The organism is Moritella sp. 5 (assembly GCF_018219455.1).
GTDB lineage: Bacteria > Pseudomonadota > Gammaproteobacteria > Enterobacterales > Moritellaceae > Moritella.
The window spans coordinates 3,835,356-3,856,417 of sequence record NZ_CP056122.1 but is presented as its reverse complement, the minus strand read 5'-3'; the positions used below and the strand labels follow the sequence as shown (position 1 = coordinate 3,856,417).

At 40.7% G+C, this 21,062-nt stretch carries 18 protein-coding genes and 1 tRNA gene; 10 read left to right on the top strand and 9 right to left on the bottom strand.

All coding sequences use genetic code 11. From position 1 onward, the window contains the following. Positions 1-15: 15 nt before the first annotated feature. Both HWV01_RS17070 and HWV01_RS17065 read right to left on the bottom strand, forming a co-directional pair. On the bottom strand, positions 16-1,194 hold the full coding sequence (locus tag HWV01_RS17070; RefSeq protein ID WP_249185357.1) for a DUF5692 family protein: 1,179 nt from the start codon (positions 1,192-1,194) through the stop codon (positions 16-18). Between the two features lie 77 nt (positions 1,195-1,271). After that, entirely contained in the window at positions 1,272-2,180 is a 909-nt protein-coding gene (locus HWV01_RS17065) for a hypothetical protein (protein ID WP_211672681.1), read from the bottom strand. Positions 2,181-2,516: 336 nt separating this feature from the next. Here HWV01_RS17065 and HWV01_RS17060 point away from each other — a divergent pair, with 336 nt between their 5' ends. Then, positions 2,517-3,371, top strand: a complete 855-nt coding sequence (locus tag HWV01_RS17060; RefSeq protein ID WP_211672680.1) for a crotonase/enoyl-CoA hydratase family protein — start codon at positions 2,517-2,519, stop codon at positions 3,369-3,371. Positions 3,372-3,479: 108 nt separating this feature from the next. Here the strand turns inward: HWV01_RS17060 and HWV01_RS17055 are convergent, their stop codons facing one another. Together HWV01_RS17055 and HWV01_RS17050 are read right to left on the bottom strand one after the other, a co-directional pair. Next, positions 3,480-4,022 carry a hypothetical protein gene (locus HWV01_RS17055; RefSeq protein ID WP_211672679.1) on the bottom strand — a complete coding sequence of 181 codons (543 nt, stop codon included), beginning with the start codon at positions 4,020-4,022 and terminating at the stop codon, positions 3,480-3,482. 245 nt (positions 4,023-4,267) lie between these two features. Next, positions 4,268-4,355 (bottom strand) — tRNA-Ser (locus tag HWV01_RS17050). A 290-nt stretch (positions 4,356-4,645) separates the two neighbouring features. Between HWV01_RS17050 and traF the strand changes: the two genes are divergently transcribed. The 5 genes from traF to HWV01_RS17025 all read left to right on the top strand — a co-directional run bounded on the left by traF (position 4,646) and on the right by HWV01_RS17025 (position 10,887). Next, the gene (gene traF, locus HWV01_RS17045) at positions 4,646-5,809 is read left to right on the top strand and encodes a conjugal transfer protein TraF (protein ID WP_211672678.1); all 1,164 of its coding nucleotides are present in this window, start codon (positions 4,646-4,648) and stop codon (positions 5,807-5,809) included. 186 nt (positions 5,810-5,995) lie between these two features. Then, positions 5,996-6,817, top strand: coding sequence for a crotonase/enoyl-CoA hydratase family protein (locus tag HWV01_RS17040; RefSeq protein ID WP_211672677.1), 822 nt, complete (start codon positions 5,996-5,998; stop codon positions 6,815-6,817). A 17-nt stretch (positions 6,818-6,834) separates the two neighbouring features. Further along, complete coding sequence (locus HWV01_RS17035; RefSeq protein ID WP_211672676.1) at positions 6,835-9,288, top strand: bifunctional acetate--CoA ligase family protein/GNAT family N-acetyltransferase; 2,454 nt, start codon at positions 6,835-6,837, stop codon at positions 9,286-9,288. Next, positions 9,281-10,207: a LysR family transcriptional regulator gene (locus HWV01_RS17030; protein WP_211672675.1), complete on the top strand. Its 927-nt coding sequence runs from the start codon at positions 9,281-9,283 to the stop codon at positions 10,205-10,207. The genes HWV01_RS17035 and HWV01_RS17030 overlap by 8 nt, the downstream gene beginning before the upstream one ends. A gap of 68 nt (positions 10,208-10,275) precedes the next feature. Next, the gene (locus HWV01_RS17025; RefSeq protein ID WP_211672674.1) at positions 10,276-10,887 is read left to right on the top strand and encodes a LysE family translocator; all 612 of its coding nucleotides are present in this window, start codon (positions 10,276-10,278) and stop codon (positions 10,885-10,887) included. A 73-nt stretch (positions 10,888-10,960) separates the two neighbouring features. On the opposite strand, the gene HWV01_RS17020 is transcribed toward HWV01_RS17025, so the two are convergent. Continuing rightward, entirely contained in the window at positions 10,961-13,759 is a 2,799-nt protein-coding gene (locus tag HWV01_RS17020; protein ID WP_249185356.1) for an insulinase family protein, read from the bottom strand. Between the two features lie 339 nt (positions 13,760-14,098). Between HWV01_RS17020 and sixA the strand changes: the two genes are divergently transcribed. Then, positions 14,099-14,551, top strand: coding sequence for a phosphohistidine phosphatase SixA (gene sixA / locus HWV01_RS17015; RefSeq protein ID WP_249185355.1), 453 nt, complete (start codon positions 14,099-14,101; stop codon positions 14,549-14,551). Positions 14,552-14,710: 159 nt separating this feature from the next. Continuing rightward, a complete protein-coding gene (locus tag HWV01_RS17010) occupies positions 14,711-14,908 on the top strand; it encodes a DUF1107 family protein (RefSeq protein WP_211672671.1) in 198 nt (65 codons plus the stop codon). 105 nt (positions 14,909-15,013) lie between these two features. Here HWV01_RS17010 and HWV01_RS17005 read toward each other — a convergent pair whose 3' ends face one another. Both HWV01_RS17005 and smrB read right to left on the bottom strand, forming a co-directional pair. Further along, the gene (locus tag HWV01_RS17005) at positions 15,014-15,280 is read right to left on the bottom strand and encodes a hypothetical protein (RefSeq protein ID WP_211672670.1); all 267 of its coding nucleotides are present in this window, start codon (positions 15,278-15,280) and stop codon (positions 15,014-15,016) included. A 7-nt stretch (positions 15,281-15,287) separates the two neighbouring features. Continuing rightward, the gene (gene smrB / locus HWV01_RS17000; protein WP_211672669.1) at positions 15,288-15,917 is read right to left on the bottom strand and encodes an endonuclease SmrB; all 630 of its coding nucleotides are present in this window, start codon (positions 15,915-15,917) and stop codon (positions 15,288-15,290) included. Between the two features lie 77 nt (positions 15,918-15,994). Between smrB and prmB the strand changes: the two genes are divergently transcribed. Together prmB and aroC are read left to right on the top strand one after the other, a co-directional pair. Next, positions 15,995-16,924 (top strand): 50S ribosomal protein L3 N(5)-glutamine methyltransferase, encoded by a 930-nt coding sequence (gene prmB, locus HWV01_RS16995; protein ID WP_211672668.1) that lies wholly within the window; start codon positions 15,995-15,997, stop codon positions 16,922-16,924. A 186-nt stretch (positions 16,925-17,110) separates the two neighbouring features. Next, positions 17,111-18,199, top strand: a complete 1,089-nt coding sequence (gene aroC, locus HWV01_RS16990; protein WP_211672667.1) for a chorismate synthase — start codon at positions 17,111-17,113, stop codon at positions 18,197-18,199. Between the two features lie 140 nt (positions 18,200-18,339). Here aroC and gcvA read toward each other — a convergent pair whose 3' ends face one another. Together gcvA and HWV01_RS16980 are read right to left on the bottom strand one after the other, a co-directional pair. Continuing rightward, positions 18,340-19,221, bottom strand: a complete 882-nt coding sequence (gene gcvA / locus HWV01_RS16985; RefSeq protein ID WP_211672666.1) for a transcriptional regulator GcvA — start codon at positions 19,219-19,221, stop codon at positions 18,340-18,342. A 251-nt stretch (positions 19,222-19,472) separates the two neighbouring features. Then, positions 19,473-21,014 carry a CoA-acylating methylmalonate-semialdehyde dehydrogenase gene (locus tag HWV01_RS16980; RefSeq protein WP_305793987.1) on the bottom strand — a complete coding sequence of 514 codons (1,542 nt, stop codon included), beginning with the start codon at positions 21,012-21,014 and terminating at the stop codon, positions 19,473-19,475. Positions 21,015-21,062 lie beyond the last annotated feature (48 nt).

Below are 21,062 nucleotides of genomic sequence, written 5' to 3'. Positions count from 1 at the left end.
GTTAATGGCATGAGATCATGCAGTAACTTTTGTGAGCTGACGTTGTTGCCATTTTTTACTGAAAAATAAGTAAGCATAAATACTATTGATAATGAAACTGGCGGCACCTGCGGCAAGCATTAACTCGTCATTACGTGGCATGACAACAACATTACTTTCAAACATGGCGGGGTTGCTGAAGTAATACATAAATGAACCCGCTAAGGTAAATGCACGGGCTTGTAACCAAGTGCCTTTTTTAATGAATAATGCGGGAATGGTTGCCGATATGAGTACCATCAATTGGGCTGTCGCTGAGCCTGGGAAATTTAAGTAAACAAAAACAATATTCCATACATCATAAGCAATGATCCAGAAGATAGTCATCGCTGGCCAAACCATGTCTTTCTCTTTGCTCTTGTCTGCCTGAATACTTAGCCAACCGGTTAAGGTGATAATTGATAAGATACCGCCAATGGCATTCAGCACATTTGCCGTATTACCCATACTGAAGTCTTGCATGACTGCTTCGGAGATATTAATGGCGAGGAATGCGGCGGCACCAAATTTAGCCCATTTCATGTTACCTATTTTGGTAAAACGGATCAGGGTGAATAATGCAGCTGCACCGACTACCGAATAAAGTTTTACCCATTTAAACCAGTAAGTAACATCATAGCTAGACCACAGAGGGATAAGTACAACAGGTAAAATAAAGAACAGTAAGTAGTTACTCCAAGCTACGCGGCGACATATTTCGTTCAGTAGCATTAGGCCAAGTAATACTAAGAGTACGTGCCCATAAGCCCGATATTGATACCACTTATGAATGGTAAATGAATCATTATCGAGGCTAAAGCTAATGCGATCATCAGCGAAGAATGTGAGCGTTGCCCCGTCAAAATCTTTAATTTTAGAGTTTGCATCGCTGTTAATGATGATGCGGTTATCTTGTTGGTGCCAAGTTTGCGGCTCGCTGTGGTTAAATCCCCCTGATTGTTTGATTACTTGTACCTGGTTATTATCTGAAAATTCTAAGCGGTAAAGCATACTACCTTCACCTGGTTTGCCATCACGTGTACCTTGCCAAATGGTATTGTTAATCTCGGGTACATAGGCCATATCATTGCTGGCTGCGTTTACACCACTCACACAGACCAGCAGTAGCAATGCCAACATGGCCATAAAGATAGCGTTAATTCTGTTTGTCATCATCGTGCTCTCTATCATTTAGATTCAGGGACTGCGTCCATCCCATGGACGCGATTTGTTGAGTATTCACATTGATATAATCAAACCCTTATTCGTTTTCCTCTTATTGTAGGATCCAACTCCGTCCCCGCGTATTCACTCAGTAATGGTTGGTTTTTACCACAAGGTGGCTCACCGGTTGGGTTGTTACGTTTTTTATTGAAGTACCAAATGGCAAATGGAACGTGTAGTGCAAGGTTGATTGCACCCCAGAACCAGAGCACTTGCTCACTGGCCCAGCTTGAAGAATCCATCACCGGAGTGAAAATGTCGGCGTTTGCACGTACCAGGATATGGAACGCTAGCGTATATACACGTGCTGTCATGTATAGCTCTGGACGACCTTTGATGAGCGGGTAGAGCTCTGCTGCCATTAATATACAGAATGAACTCGCGAAGAACCCTGGGTTTTCGCCAAACACGAATGCTAGATTCCAAGTTGTATAAAGGAAGTTCCAGGCGGCGGTCGAATAGAACAATAAATCATTGGGTTTATCACGACCGATCACCCAATACATACGCTGACCGTTTTTGTAGCGTGGGAATGGAATGGTGATACACAAGATCAGACCGCAGATAGCGTTAAAATAATTGGCCGTTGCGAAGTCTTTCACAGTAGCCTCTGCGATGTTAAGGAAGAGTACCGCATAGAGCACTTTTAATACCCAGTCGCCACGGAAGAATGATAAGAACTTATTTGGATTATCATGATATAACCACGCGATACGGGCACCACCGACCACAATTGCGGTTGGAATCAGCACACTGACAGTTTTAGCCCAGCGGAACCAACCATCTAAGTTTTCAGCCCACAAGGGCGCGGTTAATAATGAGAGTAACCAAAATGCAGCGGTCAGTTTTGGGGTCCGGCGCATGCCTTCTACCATTAACAGTAGGAATAATATGTAACCACCCATGGATACAATATATTGCCAAGCAGGAATATTCATACTACCTCCAATCAGTTTATAACTTATTAACCAAGGCGTAGAGCAATGGCTCTAACTTGGTTTTATTATAATTATATAGAGGTGCTTATTAAGCGATCTTGATCACGGCTTATGATTAAGGTAACCCTAAGTGGGTACTCATTGAGTGCTCTGTGGTTCACATCTGATTTATGCTTTTTTTTTGCGATATGGCGCTGTTTTTCTCTTTCTATTTAGGTAAGTTATTGATGTATTTACGGAGTGTGAGATACAGATAATAATATGTAATGTAAAGATAATGCTGACCGCTGTTCATTTTGCTAGCATAAAGTAATCATTATCAAGGAACTGATGAAAATGGACATAGAATCGAGTTACAACACTTTTACGTTAACAGTCGAGAATAGCGTTGCGCATTTACAATTTAGTCGACCTGATAAATTGAATTCAATGAATTTGGATTTTTGGCGTGAATTCCCTGCGGCTATCGCGGGGCTTTCGATGACAGATGATTTACGTGTATTGGTGATTTCGGCGCAAGGCCCACATTTTTGTGCCGGTATGGATTTAGACGTATTCCAAAGCCCTGATAATTTCCCTATGGGTAAAGAGAAAGCTAGAGTCAGTGAAGCGATGCGTCGTTTTATCATGCAATTGCAGCAAGTCTTTACTGATCTTGAACAGTTACGCGTACCCGTATTAACAGCAATTCAAGGTGGTTGTATTGGTGGTGCGTTAGATCTGATCGCAGCATCAGATATGCGTTATTGCACGCAAGATGCGTTCTTCACGATTAAAGAAGTGGAGTTAGGCATTACCGCTGATCTGGGTACATTACAGCGTTTACCGAGTATATTACCGCAAGGTATCGTGCGTGAACTCGCGTACACAGGCCGTAATTTTAGTGCCGCAGAAGCGGATAAATTTGGTTTGGTTAATCAAGTGTTCGAAACACAAGAGGCTATGTTGGATGGGGTGTTACAGATCGCCAGTCAAATTGCAGCACATTCACCACTGGCTGTGACAGGCAGTAAAGAGATGCTTAATTACAGCCGCGATCACGGTGTTGACGATAGCTTGAAATACATGGCAACTTGGCAAGCTGGTATGTTGTGTTTAGAAGAAACCATGACGATCTTACAGGCTAAAAAACAGCGTAAAGCACCAGAATTAAAACCATTACGTAAAGTGACTGGGTTGTTTGATAGTTAAGGGGCAGAGACGCCATAAGAATTTAATCGGTAGTATTTAAAAAGCCTCAAAAACGACAATCCATAGGTGATGGGTCTAGAGGCTATGTTGTAGTGGTCTGCTTATTCTTTAATGCTCGATGGTTGGAATTATCGCTGTATTTTGCGCTAATGAAAACTCAATCAGTTCCAGCATCTGGTCCTGGATCATCGGCAGACTTCTTGCTTCTACGGCTGCCGCTAAAGGTTCGTTAAGCGCAGTGCTATAACTACGATAGCCTTTTCGAATAGGGATCGACATCGACATTGGAATGCCTTGGGCAACACCACCACCAATTAACTCGATTGCTTGTGCTGTAATTAACACGGTTTTAGGATCGTGAATCGGTTGGAAAATAATACCATTCTCATCTGAACGAACCATTATCCCTGATAGATCTGGTCTCCAAGTCTCATCTAATTGTGGCATGAAACGCCATGCACAATGCCAGTCTTGGCATACTGAAGGTCTTTTGGTGTAGATCTTACAGCCACCTTTTTCCATCAAGTTTGAACAGACTTGATCGGCAGGTTTTTTAAAATGTTCATCATCAATCTGAAGGACAACGCAGCAGGCTGTACACTCTCCACATTCTCGACCAGAAACTAAATGTGACTCGTTATTTTTACTCAATTCTTCCACCTGCATACGACAATTTAAAAATGATTGATATTTCTAGCAGCTCTTATAACTTAACATTCACTGTATTACTACTGTTCTTTGTTGTGTATAGCCCATCAGTCGCTAACCTATTGAAATAGGATAGCCTAATATTGAACAGGGGCAGAATAGGACTGTAAAAGTTTATTGCCTACTGAATTTTAGATACAAAAAAAGATGCGCTAAGCATCTTAATATAAATCTTTTAACAAAGAGAATGGCGGTGACGGAGAGATTCGAACTCTCGAAAGGTTGCCCTTTACACGCTTTCCAGGCGTGCTCCTTCAGCCACTCGGACACGTCACCTAATCAGATTGTTATATGGTATATAACGAAGCGTACTTTAGGGAATCTGCCCGTAAAGGTCAATGAAAAATTCTTATTAGAGGTTTGATTGCTGCATTACTGAGCATCAGTATTCATAATTACGTATTGTGAGCACGATCAAAAAATAATCTATAAGTCGTGTATTTCTCCATTTTTTCGTGCGACTACACGAAATTAACTAAAGTTGTTAGTAGGAATGACGATATAAACCTTATAATTTTGGTGATGGAACATATCGCTATTTAAATATCATAAGGATTCATGGTCTGATGAAGATTCAATTCTCGAAATCATTGCTGTTGCCTTTTACGCTTGGCATTGCTGCCACAAGTTGTCAGTTATCTGCTACGGAGTTTGATGCTCGCTCATACGCAATGGGCGGCGTTGGTGTTACTACGGCGGATTACGTTACTGCGTCGTTTCACAATCCTGCAATGGCAGCTAAACATGATGTGCGTGATGACTTTGGTTTGTTAGCACCTGTGATTGGCCTTCAAGTCGATGATCCAGATGATTTATATCATGATGCTTCAAATATTTATGATGTTGTTTCTAAGGCTAACCTCCCTGGTGATGCCGCAGCAGTTGATGCTGCGTTAGCTACAATTGCGGGAGATAAAGCCTATGCTGAAGCTGGCTTTGGTTTAGTTGCGTCTGTGCCGACACGTTATTACTCCACCAATGTGTTTCTTAAAGGCTATGCCGATTCTTTCATTTTCTCTGATGTAATCGCGGATGATGTTAACAATGGTGTCATCGACTCTAAAATGAGTGTGTATGCGATCTCTGTGGTTGAATTTGGTATGACCTTTGCGCGTAAATTCGATACGCGTTATGGCGGCATGCATATCGGCATATCACCTAAATACAATATTATTTCGACTTATAACTACTCACAAACAATTAATACATTTGATCCAGACAAATACAAAGATGGTGCAACCAGTGATAAGAAAGGCTTCAACCTAGATTTAGGGATGGAAGTTGGTTTGCAGCATGGACTAAGCGTGGGTGCAGCGGTTAAAAACTTAATCCCACAAAAGATCGATTTAAAACCGATGAATGATTCAAGTGCTAGCTATAATTTAAATCCAATTGTCACCACAGGGTTAAGTTGGAGTCGTGACTATCTAACGCTAGCCGTTGATGTTGACGTTAATGCCAAGAAGCGTTATGAAAATATAAACAGCCTATCGGGTGTTCAAGATGATTTTGATGATACCCAAATGCTGAGAATTGGTGGTGAAATTGGCCTACAGTCAGCAATGCAACTGCGTGCTGGTTATGTAAAAGATTTGCAAGGCAATAAAGAACAAGTATTTACTGCAGGTATCGGTTTATCTCCCTTTAATGTTTTCCATCTTGATGTTGGTGCCAGTTATGGTGGTTCAAATAAATTTGGCTTAGTCGCACAAACTATGGTGTGGTTTTAAGAAACCAGTTTAAGTAAAGTTGGTAATACCCTCTATATTTGAATCTAAGTATTGTATTTCAAGGTCATGTGGGTATTTACTCTAAGCATGTAAAAGCTTGAGGTATGTCATAAACTAAAGTGACTCTTTACTCTACTATCTTGTGATACGATTTATTATTGAATCTAATACAAGGAGAGTTAGAGGATGCCAAATAATCAAGCGGGCATACAAGCCCCACGCGTAACTGTGGATATTAACGATGATGTCGCTATTGTTACGCTAAATCGAGGCCGAAAGTACAATGCATTAGACATGGATATGTTTTATGCATTAGATAACACAGCAACAGAACTTGCTAATAATAAAGCCATCCGAGCAGTCATTGTACGTGGTGATGGTAAGGTGTTCTGTGCTGGTCTTGATGTCAAAAGTATTATCAAAAACCCCCTCAATCCCGGCAAACTATTAAAACGTGAAGAAGGCGAACTTGCTAATCTGGCGCAAAAGGTCGGTTATCTTTGGCGTCAAATACCTGTTCCTGTCATTGCTGTCACCCATGGTGTGTGCTTTGGTGGTGGACTGCAAATTGCGTTAGGGGCTGATTTCCGTTATAGCACCGCCGATTGTGAATTTTCTGTGATGGAAATTAAATGGGGACTCATTCCTGATATGAGCGGCATGGTCACCATGCGTGAGCTCACCCGTATTGATATAGCCAAAGAGCTTACGATGACAGGGCGTAAGTTTAGCGGTATCGAAGCGGAGAAATATGGTTTGGTGACGCATGTCTGTGATGATCCAATGGCGGCGGCGATGACCTTTGTTGATAGCCTTAAAACGCGCTCTCCAGATGCGATTGTGGCGGCGAAATCATTACTTAATGATTCATGGGCGGCATCAGAACAAGCGGTATTAGTATTGGAAACTCAAACTCAAAGAAAAGTCATGGGAAAGTGGAATCAAATTATTGCAGTGACTCGTAATTTTATCAAAAAATCATTACCCTATAGAAAACGTAGTATTTAACAGGCGGTCTCATAACTATGTCCCAATTGAATATCAAAGCATTATTAGAACCTTCATCTATTGCCGTTATTGGCGCTAAAAATAGCCCCGAAAGTATTGGTTATTGGGTCGTTAAAAATTTAATTGCCAGCCAGTATGATGGTCCAATTATGCCGGTATCATTAAAATCGAATAATGTGTGTGGGATTTTAGCGTATGAGAAACCAAATGAGCTCCCCATAGCTCCTGATCTTGGTGCGATTTGTACCCCAATTCGTTTTGTTGCTAAGATCGTTAAAGAGCTCGGTGAAGTCGGCTGTAAAGCGGTCATCTTATTTAGTGATGAGCCTTATGAAGGCAATGCCGATATTTGGGAAAAAATTGGCTTAATCGCGGCAAAATACAATATTCGCGTATTAGGCCCAAGTAGTTTAGGGGTATTAAATCCGCGTCTTAAATTAAATGTCAGCTTGGCTCACGTCGCACCGCCTGCGGGTGATGTAGCGGTTATTTCACAATCCGCGGCGTTTGCTACATCTATGATCGACTGGGCTGAAACGCGTGGCGTAGGCTTCTCTTGTTTCATTTCGATTGGCACCCGTATTGATGTTAATTTTGCCGATTTAATCGATTATCTAAGCCGCGACCGTTTTACTAAATCAATTGCTTTGTATGTCGATAATATTATTGATACACGCCGTTTTATGTCGGCAGCGAGAGCCGCGGCATTTAAAAAACCAATTGTGGTGGTACGTTCAAGTTCAAATGTGAGCGGACCAACGGCGTTATTACAAGACCGACGCAATAAAATATCTTATAACACCGCTTATACAGCCGCATTCCAACGCTCGGGTATGTTACGGGTTAATGATACCTTTGAACTTCTGTCGGCAATCAAAACTATTGCGACGATCAAGCGCTCTGTGCGTGGCGATAAAATGTTGATCATCTCGAATGGTGGTTCTCCGGCGTATATGGCAACTGATGTACTGATTAAATCTGGTTGTAAGCTGGCTGAATTAAGTTATGAAACCGAGCTGAAATTATTAAAAGCATTACCGGGTAAAATTACCAGCATGAATCCTATTAATATACTCGGTGGCGTTGACGCAGAGGCGTACAGTAAAGTGATCGATATTGTATTAGAAGATGCACAGTACGATGCTTTATTGATTATTCATGCGCCACAGGTGACGGAAGTCTGCCATGTTACCGCCGAAAAATTGATACCACAACTGGTTAAAAATAACAAAAAAGGCCCGATTATATTTACTTCATGGATGGGGGAAACCAGTGGTCGCATTGCCCGCCAGACCTTGATTAAAGCCGGTATTCCGTCGTACGGTACACCAGAAGTGGCTGTGAATGCCTTCAATTATATTGTTAAATTTAGACGTCACCAAAAGCAGCTAATCCAAACCCCTGAAACATTAGCTGATTTGAATCCAGGTTTGATTACTGATGCTAAGATGATGATCGACAAAGCCATGCGTAAAGGTGTGAAGGAGGTCAACGAAAAAGGTATCACCTTGTTACTCGCCGCATACGGGATTATGTCGGATACGACGCTAACTAAAGATGAAGTGAATAAATTCCGTATTGAAGTTGTCGACGATGCGGCCTTTGGTCCGATTATTTGCTTAGGTGAAGCAGGTGGTGACTGGGACATAGATCAAGATGCTGGCGTTGCATTACCGCCATTGAATATGGCGTTATCTCGCTACCTTGTGGTGGGTTCTATCAAGCAGGGAATTATTCGTGAGCGTAGTTTATCTGTGCGTTTAAACATGGAAGGCTTGTGTGAAATATTAACCCGTATTTCACAGATGATCATTGATTTCCCGATGATCAAATCTATTTCGATAGATCCATTAGAATTGGGGCGCAGTGGTTATAACATCAAAATGGACAAGGTTAATATTGGTTTACGTGGTCGACGTTCACTGCAAAAGTTAGCGATTTTACCGTACCCGAAAGAGCTGGAAAGTATCTACACCATGAAAAATGGTAAAGCGGTGTTATTAAGACCGATCCGTCACGAAGATGAGCCACAACATCAGGCATTTGATTCATCGTTAACCGCAGATGATCGTTACCTACGTTATTTTGGCGCACGTTCTAAATTCAGTCATTTTGAAATGGCGATGTTAACGCAAATTGATTATGAACGTGAAATGGTATTTATTGCCAGTGCGAAGAACCCGATGGGGCAGCCTGAAACCTTAGGGGTTGTACACGCTATTTTTGATTGGGATAATGGGGAAGCTGAATTTGCCATTTCGGTACGCTCAGATTTGAAAGGGCAGGGCTTAGGTAAAGCTCTTATGCTGAAAATTATTGCGTTTTGTCGCCAATTAGGTTTGAAAAATATGGTTGGTTTCACCATGCCAACCAATTCGGGCATGATTAAATTAGCGAAATATTGTGGCTTTAAGGTGACAATGGATTATCGTGAAGGCAACGCAGATTTAAAATTAAAACTAAATGATTAATTTACAACGTATCAACCTAAATTTATTAGTCAGCTTGCAGTATTTGTTACAAGAACAGCAAGTCACTGCTGCTGCACAGCGTCAATACATTACACAATCGGCAATGAGTAAAAACCTGGCGAAATTACGTGAAATATTTGCCGATCCGTTATTAATAAAACTGGATAATAAAAGTCAGTTAACCGAAAAAGCCAAACAATTAAAACCAGTACTGGCACAGATCTTAAATAATATTGATGGCTTGTTAGTAGCCGGAGGGTTTGAACCGCTACAATCTCAGCGTGAGTTTACCATCGCGTCAACCGATTACGTGACCGATTATATTCTACCTGCCGCCCTTGCACATTTATATCAACAGGCTCCGAACATTAAACTTAACCTCACCTATTGGGATAAGTTTACGTTAGCGGCGATGGAGCGTGGCGAGATTGATTTAGGGGCAACAATTATTAGACCCGAGCATAAACATCTCTCCTATTTACCGTTAGAAAAAGATAATTACGTGTGTATTATGCGGCAAGGACATCCATTAGAAAATGAAGTGTTAACATTAGTGAATTATACCCAATATCCACATGGCATTATTACCTCGGGCTCAGACAAAGCGGGTGATATTGATGTCGCCTTATCTGCTCAAGGACTGTTTAGAGACGTGGCATTGCGTATTCCTTCTTACTCTTCGGCTTTTAGTATTATCGCTAAAACTGACCACTTATTGACCATACCTAACTCTATTGCAGATAAATTAATCATTGGTGAGCAATTTACGCGAAAAGAATTACCGATCAAATTACCTATTTTACAGGCTGCAATTATATGGCATCCCCGTTTTGACCATGATTTGGCACATAAGTGGCTGCGTGATGAACTACATGCGCAATTAAGCTGCAACATTCCTAGTGGGACTGCAGTCGAGTAGAAGAAGTCATTATATTCATTTCGATTAACGTTCTATGATTACCCTAACGCAATGGAGTGGTAATCATTATGTACGAAATTATAGTGTCTTTATTAGTAGTTAATTTTTTTGGCATGCTCAGCCCAGGCCCTGACATGATGTTAGTGCTAAAATACGGTAGCCTAAACGCTAAACGTGCCGCGTGGTATTGTGTTGGTGGTATTATTTCTGGTTTAGCCGTACACATGATGTTAGGTTTGTTTGGTATTTCATTACTGATTTCGAGTCACCCAATGCTGTTCAATGTTGTGCGTTGGTTAGGTGCTGCTTATCTTATTTATATCGGTATTAAATCACTGCGTGCAGGTAAAAGTGACATTGAAGTGGATGCCGGTACATTGAACTATCGTCCAACGAAAGCGTATTTAGACGGTTTATTGTGTAATTTATTAAATCCGAAGATCTTGATGTTCATGGTGGCGGCATTCAGTCAGGTTATTGCACCTGAAACACCAACATCAGACAAGTTATTAATTAGCTTATCTATATTTTTAGAAACGGCAGTACTGTGGTCGTGTTTCATCATATTGCTGAACCGTGGCACACTTAAACAAATGCTCAATCGTTATCAAGATAAGATCAATAAAGCCACAGGTGGCCTTTTGATTACCTTGGGTGGTTTCATTGGTTTAAGCAGCTAACAAAAATTGCTTTAAAAAAAGGCGCTGTGGGTTAATAACCGACAGCGCCTTTTTGCATTAATGGCTATATAAGTTAGAGTTCAAACACATTACTTTGTTGCTGGAAGGCTTCTACATCTGCAATATAGGTACCTTCAAGCTTTTCTACATGATCTTCTTCGTATTCATCGTCATGTTTATTTACTTGGCTGATCGTAGACATGATCAAGCGGTCAGAGGTGCGAGATTTTAATTCCACCATAAAGCGAATAAGGTCGATGCGTTCTATTTTTTCTAATTCTTCTGCGATCCTCTCGGATTTATTAAAGGTTTTATCTTTAATACCAATGGCGTGCCACAGACGTTTACTTTTGCTGTTTATGTTGGCATCTGGTTCATGTAATTTAGAGATCAAGCCTTGTTTACTTGATTGCCATTGCTGTTCGGTAAACGAGATCATCCCGAACGGGAAGAAATCAATAAAGTCATTGATTGCATCCAACAGTTTCACTGGTTGAGTATGTGGTGACTGTACATAGAACATCAAACCCGCATGACGATTAAGCGGGATATTACCCGTACCTACGACATAACCCAATTGTTGCTGGGTGCGTAACTCATAGAAGAATTTAGACGACATCACATGATTAGCCAAACTGTAATAAGCGAGCTCTTTTGGTGATATCTCTGATGCTTGGTAATAAACAATCAGCGCGGCATCATTATGTTCAGTAGCAACTTCATGCACCAACGAACCTGTATCGCGAATGTCCACTAATTTACGTATTGTCTCTTTACCGGGAGAGCTAAATGGATGCAATTTATCTTTCACATACTGGCTTATTTCTAGCGCTTGAGATTGATGCCAGTCACCGTGTATGAATACTTCAACACTGATGTTTTGATATACTTTTTCCAAGTACTCAGGTAATTGCTCCTGCTTAATACTCACTAACGCTTTCGCTAAGCGCTCGCTTGAGGGATTATTTGGTTGTAGCACCGAAGTGAGCGTTGAAAATAAGCGATTGATTGGTTTTGCTTGTTTCTGATTTTCCCACGAGATAAGCAGCTGATTACGAATACTCGAGAAGGTTTCACTATCAATCATTTGTAAGTGACGATGACCGATGATCAGTTTTAATAATTCGAACTGTTTCTGGGCAAACCCGGTAATGTGTAAGGTAAAGCCGCCTTGGTGCGCATAAATGTGGTAATTAATGCCTGCAATCTCGGCTTGATAAGTCAGGCTGTTTAATTGCTCCATCAAGAGTTCAACCGCTAATCGGGTCATCGCAATATTATGGGTATTGGCAATGGCATATTCACTGTCTATTGAAATGAAGATATTACCCTTAGGTAAATGGAACTCATGTTCTTGCATAAACCAAGTTTTAAAACCTTCACTCTGATCAATTAGCCTTGGTTGCTCAGTTAGGTTGGCTTCATCAAGCGGAAGGGCTTCTAAAGACGAACTCATGAAGCGGTTTTTTATCGGCAGTGCCAGGCTTTCATCAATCTCTACATTCGCCCAGCGTTGTTGCTGGTAAGGTGTAAAGTCATCGACACGATAAGGGGTGTCATACCAAGCGGCTGTTTTATTGGTGTCCAAGTTTGGTGCCGATACCATTAACCGCATATTCGTAGCATTAAATTGCTGTAAAAAGAAACGACAAGCCTCTATATCAAAGCCCGTCATCATGTAATCACCATAAATGACATGTTCAGGTGGATAAATATGTAAGTTTTGCGATAGGTGAGAGACATTTTTTATTGCCGGTATTTTTTCTTGGTAGCGAAATGCTTGCTCTAAGAAATTTTTCTTTTCGTCATAACGCCACGCCTGTAAACCTTGTTCTGCGATCAGTTTGATATATTGTAAACAGAATTCGACAATCTCGGTAATATGCTTAAAGCCATCGCTCGTTAAGCCCATAATGACATTGTAATCTTTAAAGTTAGCACCACTTTGACCACTACCTGCGGATAATGCGGTTACCCAACCTTTGCGTTTTAACAACGACAGTAAACTTCCTTCCGTTTCATCACCAAGTAACTGACTAATGTGACTCAATGGTTTGATTTGGTAGTAGGGCACAATATCACCGAGCGGAAAGCAGATGTATAATTTTTTGTGGCCACTGATCGATTCAACCCAAATAGCTTGTTGTAATTGCGCGTCGGTATATAAAGGGGTCGCTAAAGGGACCGCGTTTATGCCTCGGTTAGGGATAGCTGAGAACATCTCGTTAAGCATGTGTTCTTGTTTATCGAGTGAAAGTTCGGATTGGATAACTAACTTCATTAAAGAGGCGCAGTAATGTTGTTCGTAAAATCGCAGCAGTTCTTCACGCAGGGTGTAGGTTTCTGTGTCTGCGAGCGTAGAGAGATTACCCACCGAAAATTTGCTAAATGGATGGGTTGGATTGACAGTTTCTTTATGAACTTGATAAAAACGGCGAACATCATCTTTTAGTTTTAGCTTAAATTCTGAATCAACAGCATGGCGTTCTCGGTCTAACAAGTCGGAATTGAAGCTGGGGGCGATAAAAAATTGAGCGAAACGATCCAACGCATTATGGAAATAGCTGTTGTTAATATCAAAGTAATAGTTGGTGTATTCGGTGCCTGTCCACGCGTTGTTGCTGCCACCATGCATGGAAATAAATGATTGGTACTCACCGGGGTTGGGATATTTATCGGTACCGAGAAAAAGCATGTGTTCGAGTAAATGCGCAAGTCCTTCATGTTGCTGGGGATCATCAAAGTGACCCACAGCGACAGACATTGAGGCGGCGGATTTTTTACATTGATCATCTTGGATCAATAATACCGCTAAACCATTTGGGAGCGTGATGTGGCGATATTGTTTGGAATCATTAGGGCTAGTAATCAAGGCGAGTGCTCCATGTAATGGCTGCATAGAAAATAAATTAGATCGGCTTCAAAGAATCGCGAATCTAAAATGCAGTAATGAATACTGGGGTATAACCTTATTAGCAATATAAAATCGTGCGATGACGATACTATTTGCTAATAATATATAAGTCAGTATGGCGCTAAAATAGCGGTAAGTAATTATTTTTTGAAAAGAATTTCAAAAAATATAAGCTAAACGTGGTTTTTAATATTTTTGTCATAAAGGCGCGTTATCATGCAATCGTTTTTTGGTGCTGTGTTAATATCTATAAAACTTCAATAGATAATGTAGCGTGGTGGTATGAAGATTTATATTATGCGACACGGTCAAGCAGGCTTATATGCAAACAGCGATGCGGAACGTGAGTTAACGGGTACAGGACGACAGCAGTCTGTTGATATGGCCAGTTGGTTAAGTGCGATTGAACCAACTTTAGATTGTGTATTACACAGCCCTTATGTTCGAGCTGCACAAACTTGGCAAGTTATCGGGAACTTATTTACCGTAAACAGTGTCGAAGTCTGTGAAGATATAACCCCATACGGGGATGCAGAATATATTGCTGATTATGTTCGTGCACTGGTTGAGCAATATAATTACCAAACAATCTTACTAGTTTCGCATTTACCTGTAGTGAGCTATCTCACTTCAGTATTGACAACCGGTAAGCAGATGCCAGCCTTCGCAACATCTGCGATTGCTTGCTTAGAATTAGATGAAAATAGTTGTAATTTGAAGTGGTTAGAAACACCCGCGAGTATAAAGTAACACACTAGTTGTTAATGAAGTTTATAATTAGTGCTTACACTTTATACAAGGGTCAATGCAATGTTAAATATCTTTGCATTACCCTATTGTTAGTATATTATGCCGCCATCTGTTTAAGTACTTGGATGGTACTTATATAAGCGTATAAAGGAGTGCTAAATGCGTAGTTTTAAACAGTTTAACTCATTGCGTATCGCAAGATATGTAAAGAGTTTTTTTCATGGAACCCTCTATGTCACAGGTTTGGGATTGTTAGAGTTCCAGCAAGGTTTGTTAATCATGCCGAGCAATGCAGCGAATAATGTTAAAATGCGTATATCGGAAGTAAATCGTGAAATTAAAGGATTTGCAGTTTAGCAAAGCGCGCTTGAAAGGTTAGTGTTATACACTAACCTTTTTTTGTGCCTGTCTTTTGGTTCAGTTGGATAGCGAGTTTTGGTCTTACCGATAAAGCATTTGATGTTAGGCGATAAACATCGACACATTAAAGCCTACTGTAATAGCTAAGCCAATCAGCATAATAATGATGACATTGTAACGCTTTAGAAAACTAAGCCTTGGGTGCTTTACGTTAAATGTTGCAGCTTTGTCAGCCTTTACCCTTATCTCTTCTGCTTTTATTGCGTGTAATCTATTCTCTTCTATCATTGCTTCTTCAAGCTGCGCCAAACGCTCGTTATTTTCTTTTTCTAGCTCTGCAAACCAGAGATCTTGTTTATCGACCACCATTAACTCATTACCTTAAAAAGTCTTCTTTATTAGTCAACTCAACGAGAATTGATATCGCAGCACTGCCACCCCAAGTTTTGGTTGCTTGGTGAAATGCTTCAATATCAGGATGCTGGGCTAACCACATTGGCAATTGACGCTTAAGAATATTTTTTCCATGACCGTGCATAACATTACAACAGCGGATATGCTGTTTACGGCACTCTGCGATTAATGCAGATATTTCTACCTTGGCGATTTCTTGGGTTAAACCATGCAAGTCCAAAAGCAATTCGGGTTCGTAATCACCACGACGTAATTTCTTCAGCTCATAGGGTGAAACGCCATCACGTATATAACGGGTAGGACCTTCGTCAGCAATGTGGGGCTCAAATTGATCGGAGAAAAAATGTTCACGTTGCGCTGATTCTTGTCGGATTGAATCATTTGCTTGTGTTTTCGGTTTATTAGCCCTGATTTTTGTTTTGCGTATGGTATCCTGTGCCAAAGGTTTTATACCTTTCATACTATCAGAAAAAAGAGCGTGTTCATCTGGTTTCAGCGCGGCTTGCGATACTTTCACTTGCGCAGCTTGTGCCTGTTCTTTTGCTACATCTATTTGCAGCAACATCTTTTTTTTCATTTGTTTATTAAACATAATGTTAGTTACCCAAATTCAACTGCTAAGCTCAGTTGATTAAACATTTTGTTACTTTACCAAAATTGGAGTCAATTGTGGACAGGATTTTTATTGACGAAGCAGTCAAAGAGTTAACGACAATACAAGATATCATCCGTTGGGCGGTTAGCCGTTTTAACGATGCGGGTATTTTTTATGGTCACGGTACTGATAACGCGTGGGATGAAGCTGTACAGTTAATCTTACCGACACTACATTTACCATTAGATATTGACCCTCAAATTCGTCATGCGAAACTGCTTACTTCTGAACGCCAAAAATTGGTTGAGCTGATCGTTCGTCGTGTAAACGAGCGTATCCCTGCAGCATATTTGACTAACAAAGCATGGTTTGCTGGTTTAGAGTTCTTCGTTGATGAACGTGTTTTAGTGCCACGCTCACCGTTTGCAGAACTGATCATGAATGGCTTCCAACCTTGGTTAACACACGAACCTATGCGTATCCTTGATATGTGTACGGGCAGTGGTTGTATTGCGATTGCACTGTCTCATGCATTCCCAGATTCAGACATTGATGCAGTTGATATCGAACACGGTGCGATTGAAGTTGCCGAAATCAATATTCAAGATCACGGTGTTGAAAATCAAGTAACACCAATTCAATCTGATTTGTTCTCGAACTTAACTGGGTTACGTTACGACATGATCGTATCGAATCCTCCTTATGTTGATCAAGAAGACATTGATAACTTACCAGACGAGTTCAAACACGAACCTGAAATCGGTCTACAGTCTGGTTTTGATGGACTAGAGCTAACGCTTAAAATGCTAGCACAAGCACCTGACATGCTAAACGACGGCGGTTTACTGTTTGTTGAGATTGGCAATAGCATGGTTCACATGCAAGAGAAATTCCCAGAAGTACCATTTACCTGGTTAGAAATGCAAAATGGCGGTCACGGTATCTTCGTGATCAGCAAAGAGCAGATCTTAGATTCTATGGCAGAGTTCGCTCCGTTTAAATAGTCGCCCCGTTTAAATAATGCGGTAACGAACTATTATTGGGTCTTTAACCCATGATAAACCTGTGATCATCTTATGATGGTTACAGGTTTTTTTTTATTCCTTTTTTAGCTATTTTCTATTGTCGCTAAGCCGCGGGTCTTGTATTCTCAAAGGTATTAGTCGGCATTATATAAAGGAAACGCTGTTATGGCAGGGAATAGTATTGGGCAATTATTTAAGATCTCCACATTCGGAGAAAGCCATGGTCCAGCACTTGGGTGCATCATTGACGGCTGCCCTCCAGGACTTGAAATATCACTCGAAGATCTGCAGTTTGATCTCGACCGTCGTAAGCCTGGCACATCTCGCTATACCACTCAACGACGTGAAGCTGACGAAGTTCAGATCCTTTCTGGTATTTTTGAAGGTAAAACTACAGGTTGCTCAATTGGCCTGATGATCAAAAATACCGATCAACGTTCACAAGATTATTCAAATATTAAAGATACCTTCCGTCCAGGTCACGCTGATTATACTTATCATCAGAAATTTGGTCATCGCGATTACCGTGGTGGTGGTCGTTCATCGGCGCGTGAAACTGCAATGCGTGTAGCAGCGGGAGCAATTGCGAAGAAATATTTGAAAGAGCAACACGGTATTGTGATTCGTGGTTATTTATCACAACTGGGCCCAATCAAAGCAGAAGCACTGCAATGGGATCAAGTTGAACAAAACCCATTCTTCTTTCCTGATCCAAGCAAATTAGAAGCGCTTGATGAATACATGCGTGGATTGAAAAAATCAGGTAACTCAGTGGGCGCTAAAGTAACAGTGGTTGCTGAGGGTGTTCCTGTTGGTTTAGGTGAGCCGGTATTCGATCGTTTAGATGCTGAAATAGCTCATTCATTAATGAGTATTAATGCCGTGAAAGGTGTTGAGATTGGTGATGGTTTTGGCGTTGTAGAACAGCTTGGTAGTGAGCACCGCGATGAAATGACACCAGAAGATGGTTTCCTTTCTAATCATGCTGGTGGCGTACTGGGTGGCATTTCAAGTGGGCAAGACATCATTGCGCATATTGCAATGAAGCCAACATCAAGTATTACTATTCCAGGTAAATCAATTGATAAGTTTGGTAACGCAATTGAAGTGGTTACCAAAGGTCGTCACGATCCATGCGTCGGTATTCGCGCAGTGCCAATTGCTGAAGCACAACTTGCTATCACGCTAATGGATCACTTGCTAAGACACCGTGCGCAGAATCTAGATGTAGTAACAGACACACCAAATATGTAGTTTTTGGTTGGCTAGCTTAGTTTTACAGAGGCTAGTAATGGCGAGACAGTGAATTGACTATCTATTGGTAATGATATAAAAAATACCCATCAGCTTAGGTTGATGGGTATTTTTACATTTAATAGGCAACATAATAATGGTCAATAAATTTCACTTAGAATCCATTGTCTAAACGTTTCAATTTTTTTATTATCAATTTGACTTGTTGGTGTTTTTAAATAAAAACCTTCGGTGGTTGGTATTGTTTGCGAAAATGGAGCTATCAACTCACCTTTGAGTATTGATTTTTTAACCAAAGAGCTACGTCCTAGCGCAATACCGTGTCCATGTTTAGCCATTTCAAATGCGGATACTAATGTATCAAATGTCATTCCTTTATCAGTATTAATATCATGAAATCCAGTTGCGTTAAGCCAATGTCCCCAGCCTTCTTCATAACCAATCACGTGCAATAAAGCATACTCATTAAGTTCACTCGGGCATTTAGGGGTTGGCATACAACTTAATAATGTGGGGCTACATACAGGTATTAATTCATCCCAAGTCAGTCTGTCGGAGCGAAAACCGTCCCAATTACCATGACCATATCCTACATTAACATCTGAATTTTTATCCAGGTCATCGGCCCAAATATTACTCGTAAAACGAATCAAAATGTCAGGGTGTTGCTCGTAAAAGGAGGCCATTCTAGGCGCTAACCATTGGCAAAAAAATACGAGGTTAGAGCACACTGTAATTTTTATTTTTTTGCTATCACCAAAAATCTCATTGGTTGTGGCTGCAAGTTTATTAATGGCTTCGCTAACGGGTGGTAAGTATGATTGTCCAGAATCAGTCAATGTTAAACCACGTGGTAAACGGGTAAATAGAGGCATACCTAAATTAGCTTCTAAACATTTTATTTGAGTACTAATTGCCGCTTGGGTCAAATTCAGTTCATTTGCCGCTTGGGTAAAATTCAAATGGCGAGCTGATGCTTCAAAGGAACGCAACCAGTTTAAAGGGGGGAGATTTTTTTTCATTTTAGAACCATGTATGAGACACATTGTCGTGAATGTTATCATGCTAAAATTAACTTTTATTAGACTTAGATCTAAGATAAAAAACTTATATTAAGAGCATGCTTATACTTAATTAAATTCGGAGTAAAAATAAAAAGTTATATATGTTAATGGGTTAAGATATATCTTTATTGTTCAAATAAGTTGTCTGTAGCGCTAAACTTTTTTGCGGCTACAGACAAAAATAAATACACTCTAGCTTATTATTTTCTTTATTTTAATGTAGGCATTGCAAATTCAACATTTTCACGCAGACTTGCAGAGGGCCAGCGTTGGGTAATTGTTTTACGTTTTGTATAAAAACGAACGCCATCTGGACCATAGGCATGTAAATCGCCAAACAATGAACGTTTCCAACCACCAAAGCTGTGATATGCAACAGGCACTGGTAACGGTACGTTTATACCGACCATTCCAACTTGAATATGATCAGAGAAGTAACGTGCAGCTTCGCCATCACGCGTGAAGATACAGGTACCATTACCATATTCATGTGCATCGATTAACGCCATTGCTTCTTGCATTGTATTAACACGAATAACTTGTAGTACAGGGCCAAATATCTCGTCTCTGTAGCTCAACATATCTGTTGTTACGTTATCAATTAATGTACCGCCAACATAAAAGCCGTCTTCATATCCAACCACTTCAGGATTACGACCATCAACAACAATCGTGGCGCCATCTTTTTCTGCACTATCAATATACGCATTTACTTTTTCTTGATGTGCTTTTGTAATAACAGGACCAAAATCATTTTTTGGATTGCTATATGGACCTACCTTTAAGTCTTGCATTGCAATCGTCATTTTTTCAACCAACAAGTCACCAGCTGTGTCGCCCACAGCAACAGCAACAGATAATGCCATACAGCGTTCGCCAGATGAACCAAATGCAGCGCCAACAAGCTGATTTACAGCGTTGTCCATGTCAGCATCTGGCATAATGATGGCGTGGTTTTTAGCACCACCAAGTGCTTGACAACGTTTACCATTAGCAGCTGCTGTAGAATAAATATATTCCGCAATCGGTGTTGAGCCTACAAAGCTAACGGCTTGAACACGCTTATCTGTTAATAGTGTATTAACCGCGGTTTTATCACCATTAATGACGTTAAGTACGCCTTTTGGTAAACCCGCGTCTTGTAGTAACTGAGCAATGAATAGTGTTGCGCTCGGGTCGCGTTCAGATGGCTTAAGAATGAATGTGTTACCACACACGATCGCCATTGGAAACATCCAGCAAGGTACCATCACAGGAAAGTTAAATGGTGTAATACCCGTTACCACACCAAGTGGTTGAAATTCGCTCCAGGAATCGATACTTGGTCCTACATTTTTACTAAATTCACCTTTTAGTAGTTCTGGCGCACCACATGCGTATTCCACATTCTCAATACCACGTTGTAATTCACCCATCGCATCATGAGAGATCTTACCGTGTTCTTGGCCGATAAGTTCGCAGATTTTTTCTGCATTCTGTTCCAATAATTCTTTAAATTTAAACATAACACGAGCACGCTTAATAGGTGCCGTATTACGCCATGCAGGGAATGCCGCTTGAGCACTTGTAATCGCAGCTTCAACAGTTGCAACACTGGCAAGATCAATATTCTTTTCTGACTTACCTGTCGATGGGTTGAAGATAGGCTGACTACGTTCACCATCAATAATCATTTCACCGTCAATCAGCTGACCAATAGTTGTTAATTCTGTGATTGTCGCTTGAGATTTATCCATTACTACTTCACTCATGAGAGATCTTCCCTTTTGATAAGCGAATATTCGCTATATTTAAATTAA

Bases quoted from the DNA above. Each gene is read 5' to 3' on its own strand.
- HWV01_RS17070 (WP_249185357.1), bottom strand. From the start codon at position 1,194: ATGATGACAAACAGAATTAACGCTATCTTTATGGCCATGTTGGCATTG.
- HWV01_RS17065 (WP_211672681.1), bottom strand. From the start codon at position 2,180: ATGAATATTCCTGCTTGGCAATATATTGTATCCATGGGTGGTTACATA.
- HWV01_RS17060 (WP_211672680.1), top strand. From the start codon at position 2,517: ATGGACATAGAATCGAGTTACAACACTTTTACGTTAACAGTCGAGAAT.
- traF (WP_211672678.1), top strand. From the start codon at position 4,646: ATGAAGATTCAATTCTCGAAATCATTGCTGTTGCCTTTTACGCTTGGC.
- HWV01_RS17040 (WP_211672677.1), top strand. From the start codon at position 5,996: ATGCCAAATAATCAAGCGGGCATACAAGCCCCACGCGTAACTGTGGAT.
- HWV01_RS17035 (WP_211672676.1), top strand. From the start codon at position 6,835: ATGTCCCAATTGAATATCAAAGCATTATTAGAACCTTCATCTATTGCC.
- HWV01_RS17030 (WP_211672675.1), top strand. From the start codon at position 9,281: ATGATTAATTTACAACGTATCAACCTAAATTTATTAGTCAGCTTGCAG.
- HWV01_RS17025 (WP_211672674.1), top strand. From the start codon at position 10,276: ATGTACGAAATTATAGTGTCTTTATTAGTAGTTAATTTTTTTGGCATG.
- sixA (WP_249185355.1), top strand. From the start codon at position 14,099: ATGCGACACGGTCAAGCAGGCTTATATGCAAACAGCGATGCGGAACGT.
- HWV01_RS17010 (WP_211672671.1), top strand. From the start codon at position 14,711: ATGCGTAGTTTTAAACAGTTTAACTCATTGCGTATCGCAAGATATGTA.
- HWV01_RS17005 (WP_211672670.1), bottom strand. From the start codon at position 15,280: ATGGTGGTCGATAAACAAGATCTCTGGTTTGCAGAGCTAGAAAAAGAA.
- smrB (WP_211672669.1), bottom strand. From the start codon at position 15,917: ATGTTTAATAAACAAATGAAAAAAAAGATGTTGCTGCAAATAGATGTA.
- aroC (WP_211672667.1), top strand. From the start codon at position 17,111: ATGGCAGGGAATAGTATTGGGCAATTATTTAAGATCTCCACATTCGGA.
- gcvA (WP_211672666.1), bottom strand. From the start codon at position 19,221: ATGAAAAAAAATCTCCCCCCTTTAAACTGGTTGCGTTCCTTTGAAGCA.
- HWV01_RS16980 (WP_305793987.1), bottom strand. From the start codon at position 21,014: ATGAGTGAAGTAGTAATGGATAAATCTCAAGCGACAATCACAGAATTA.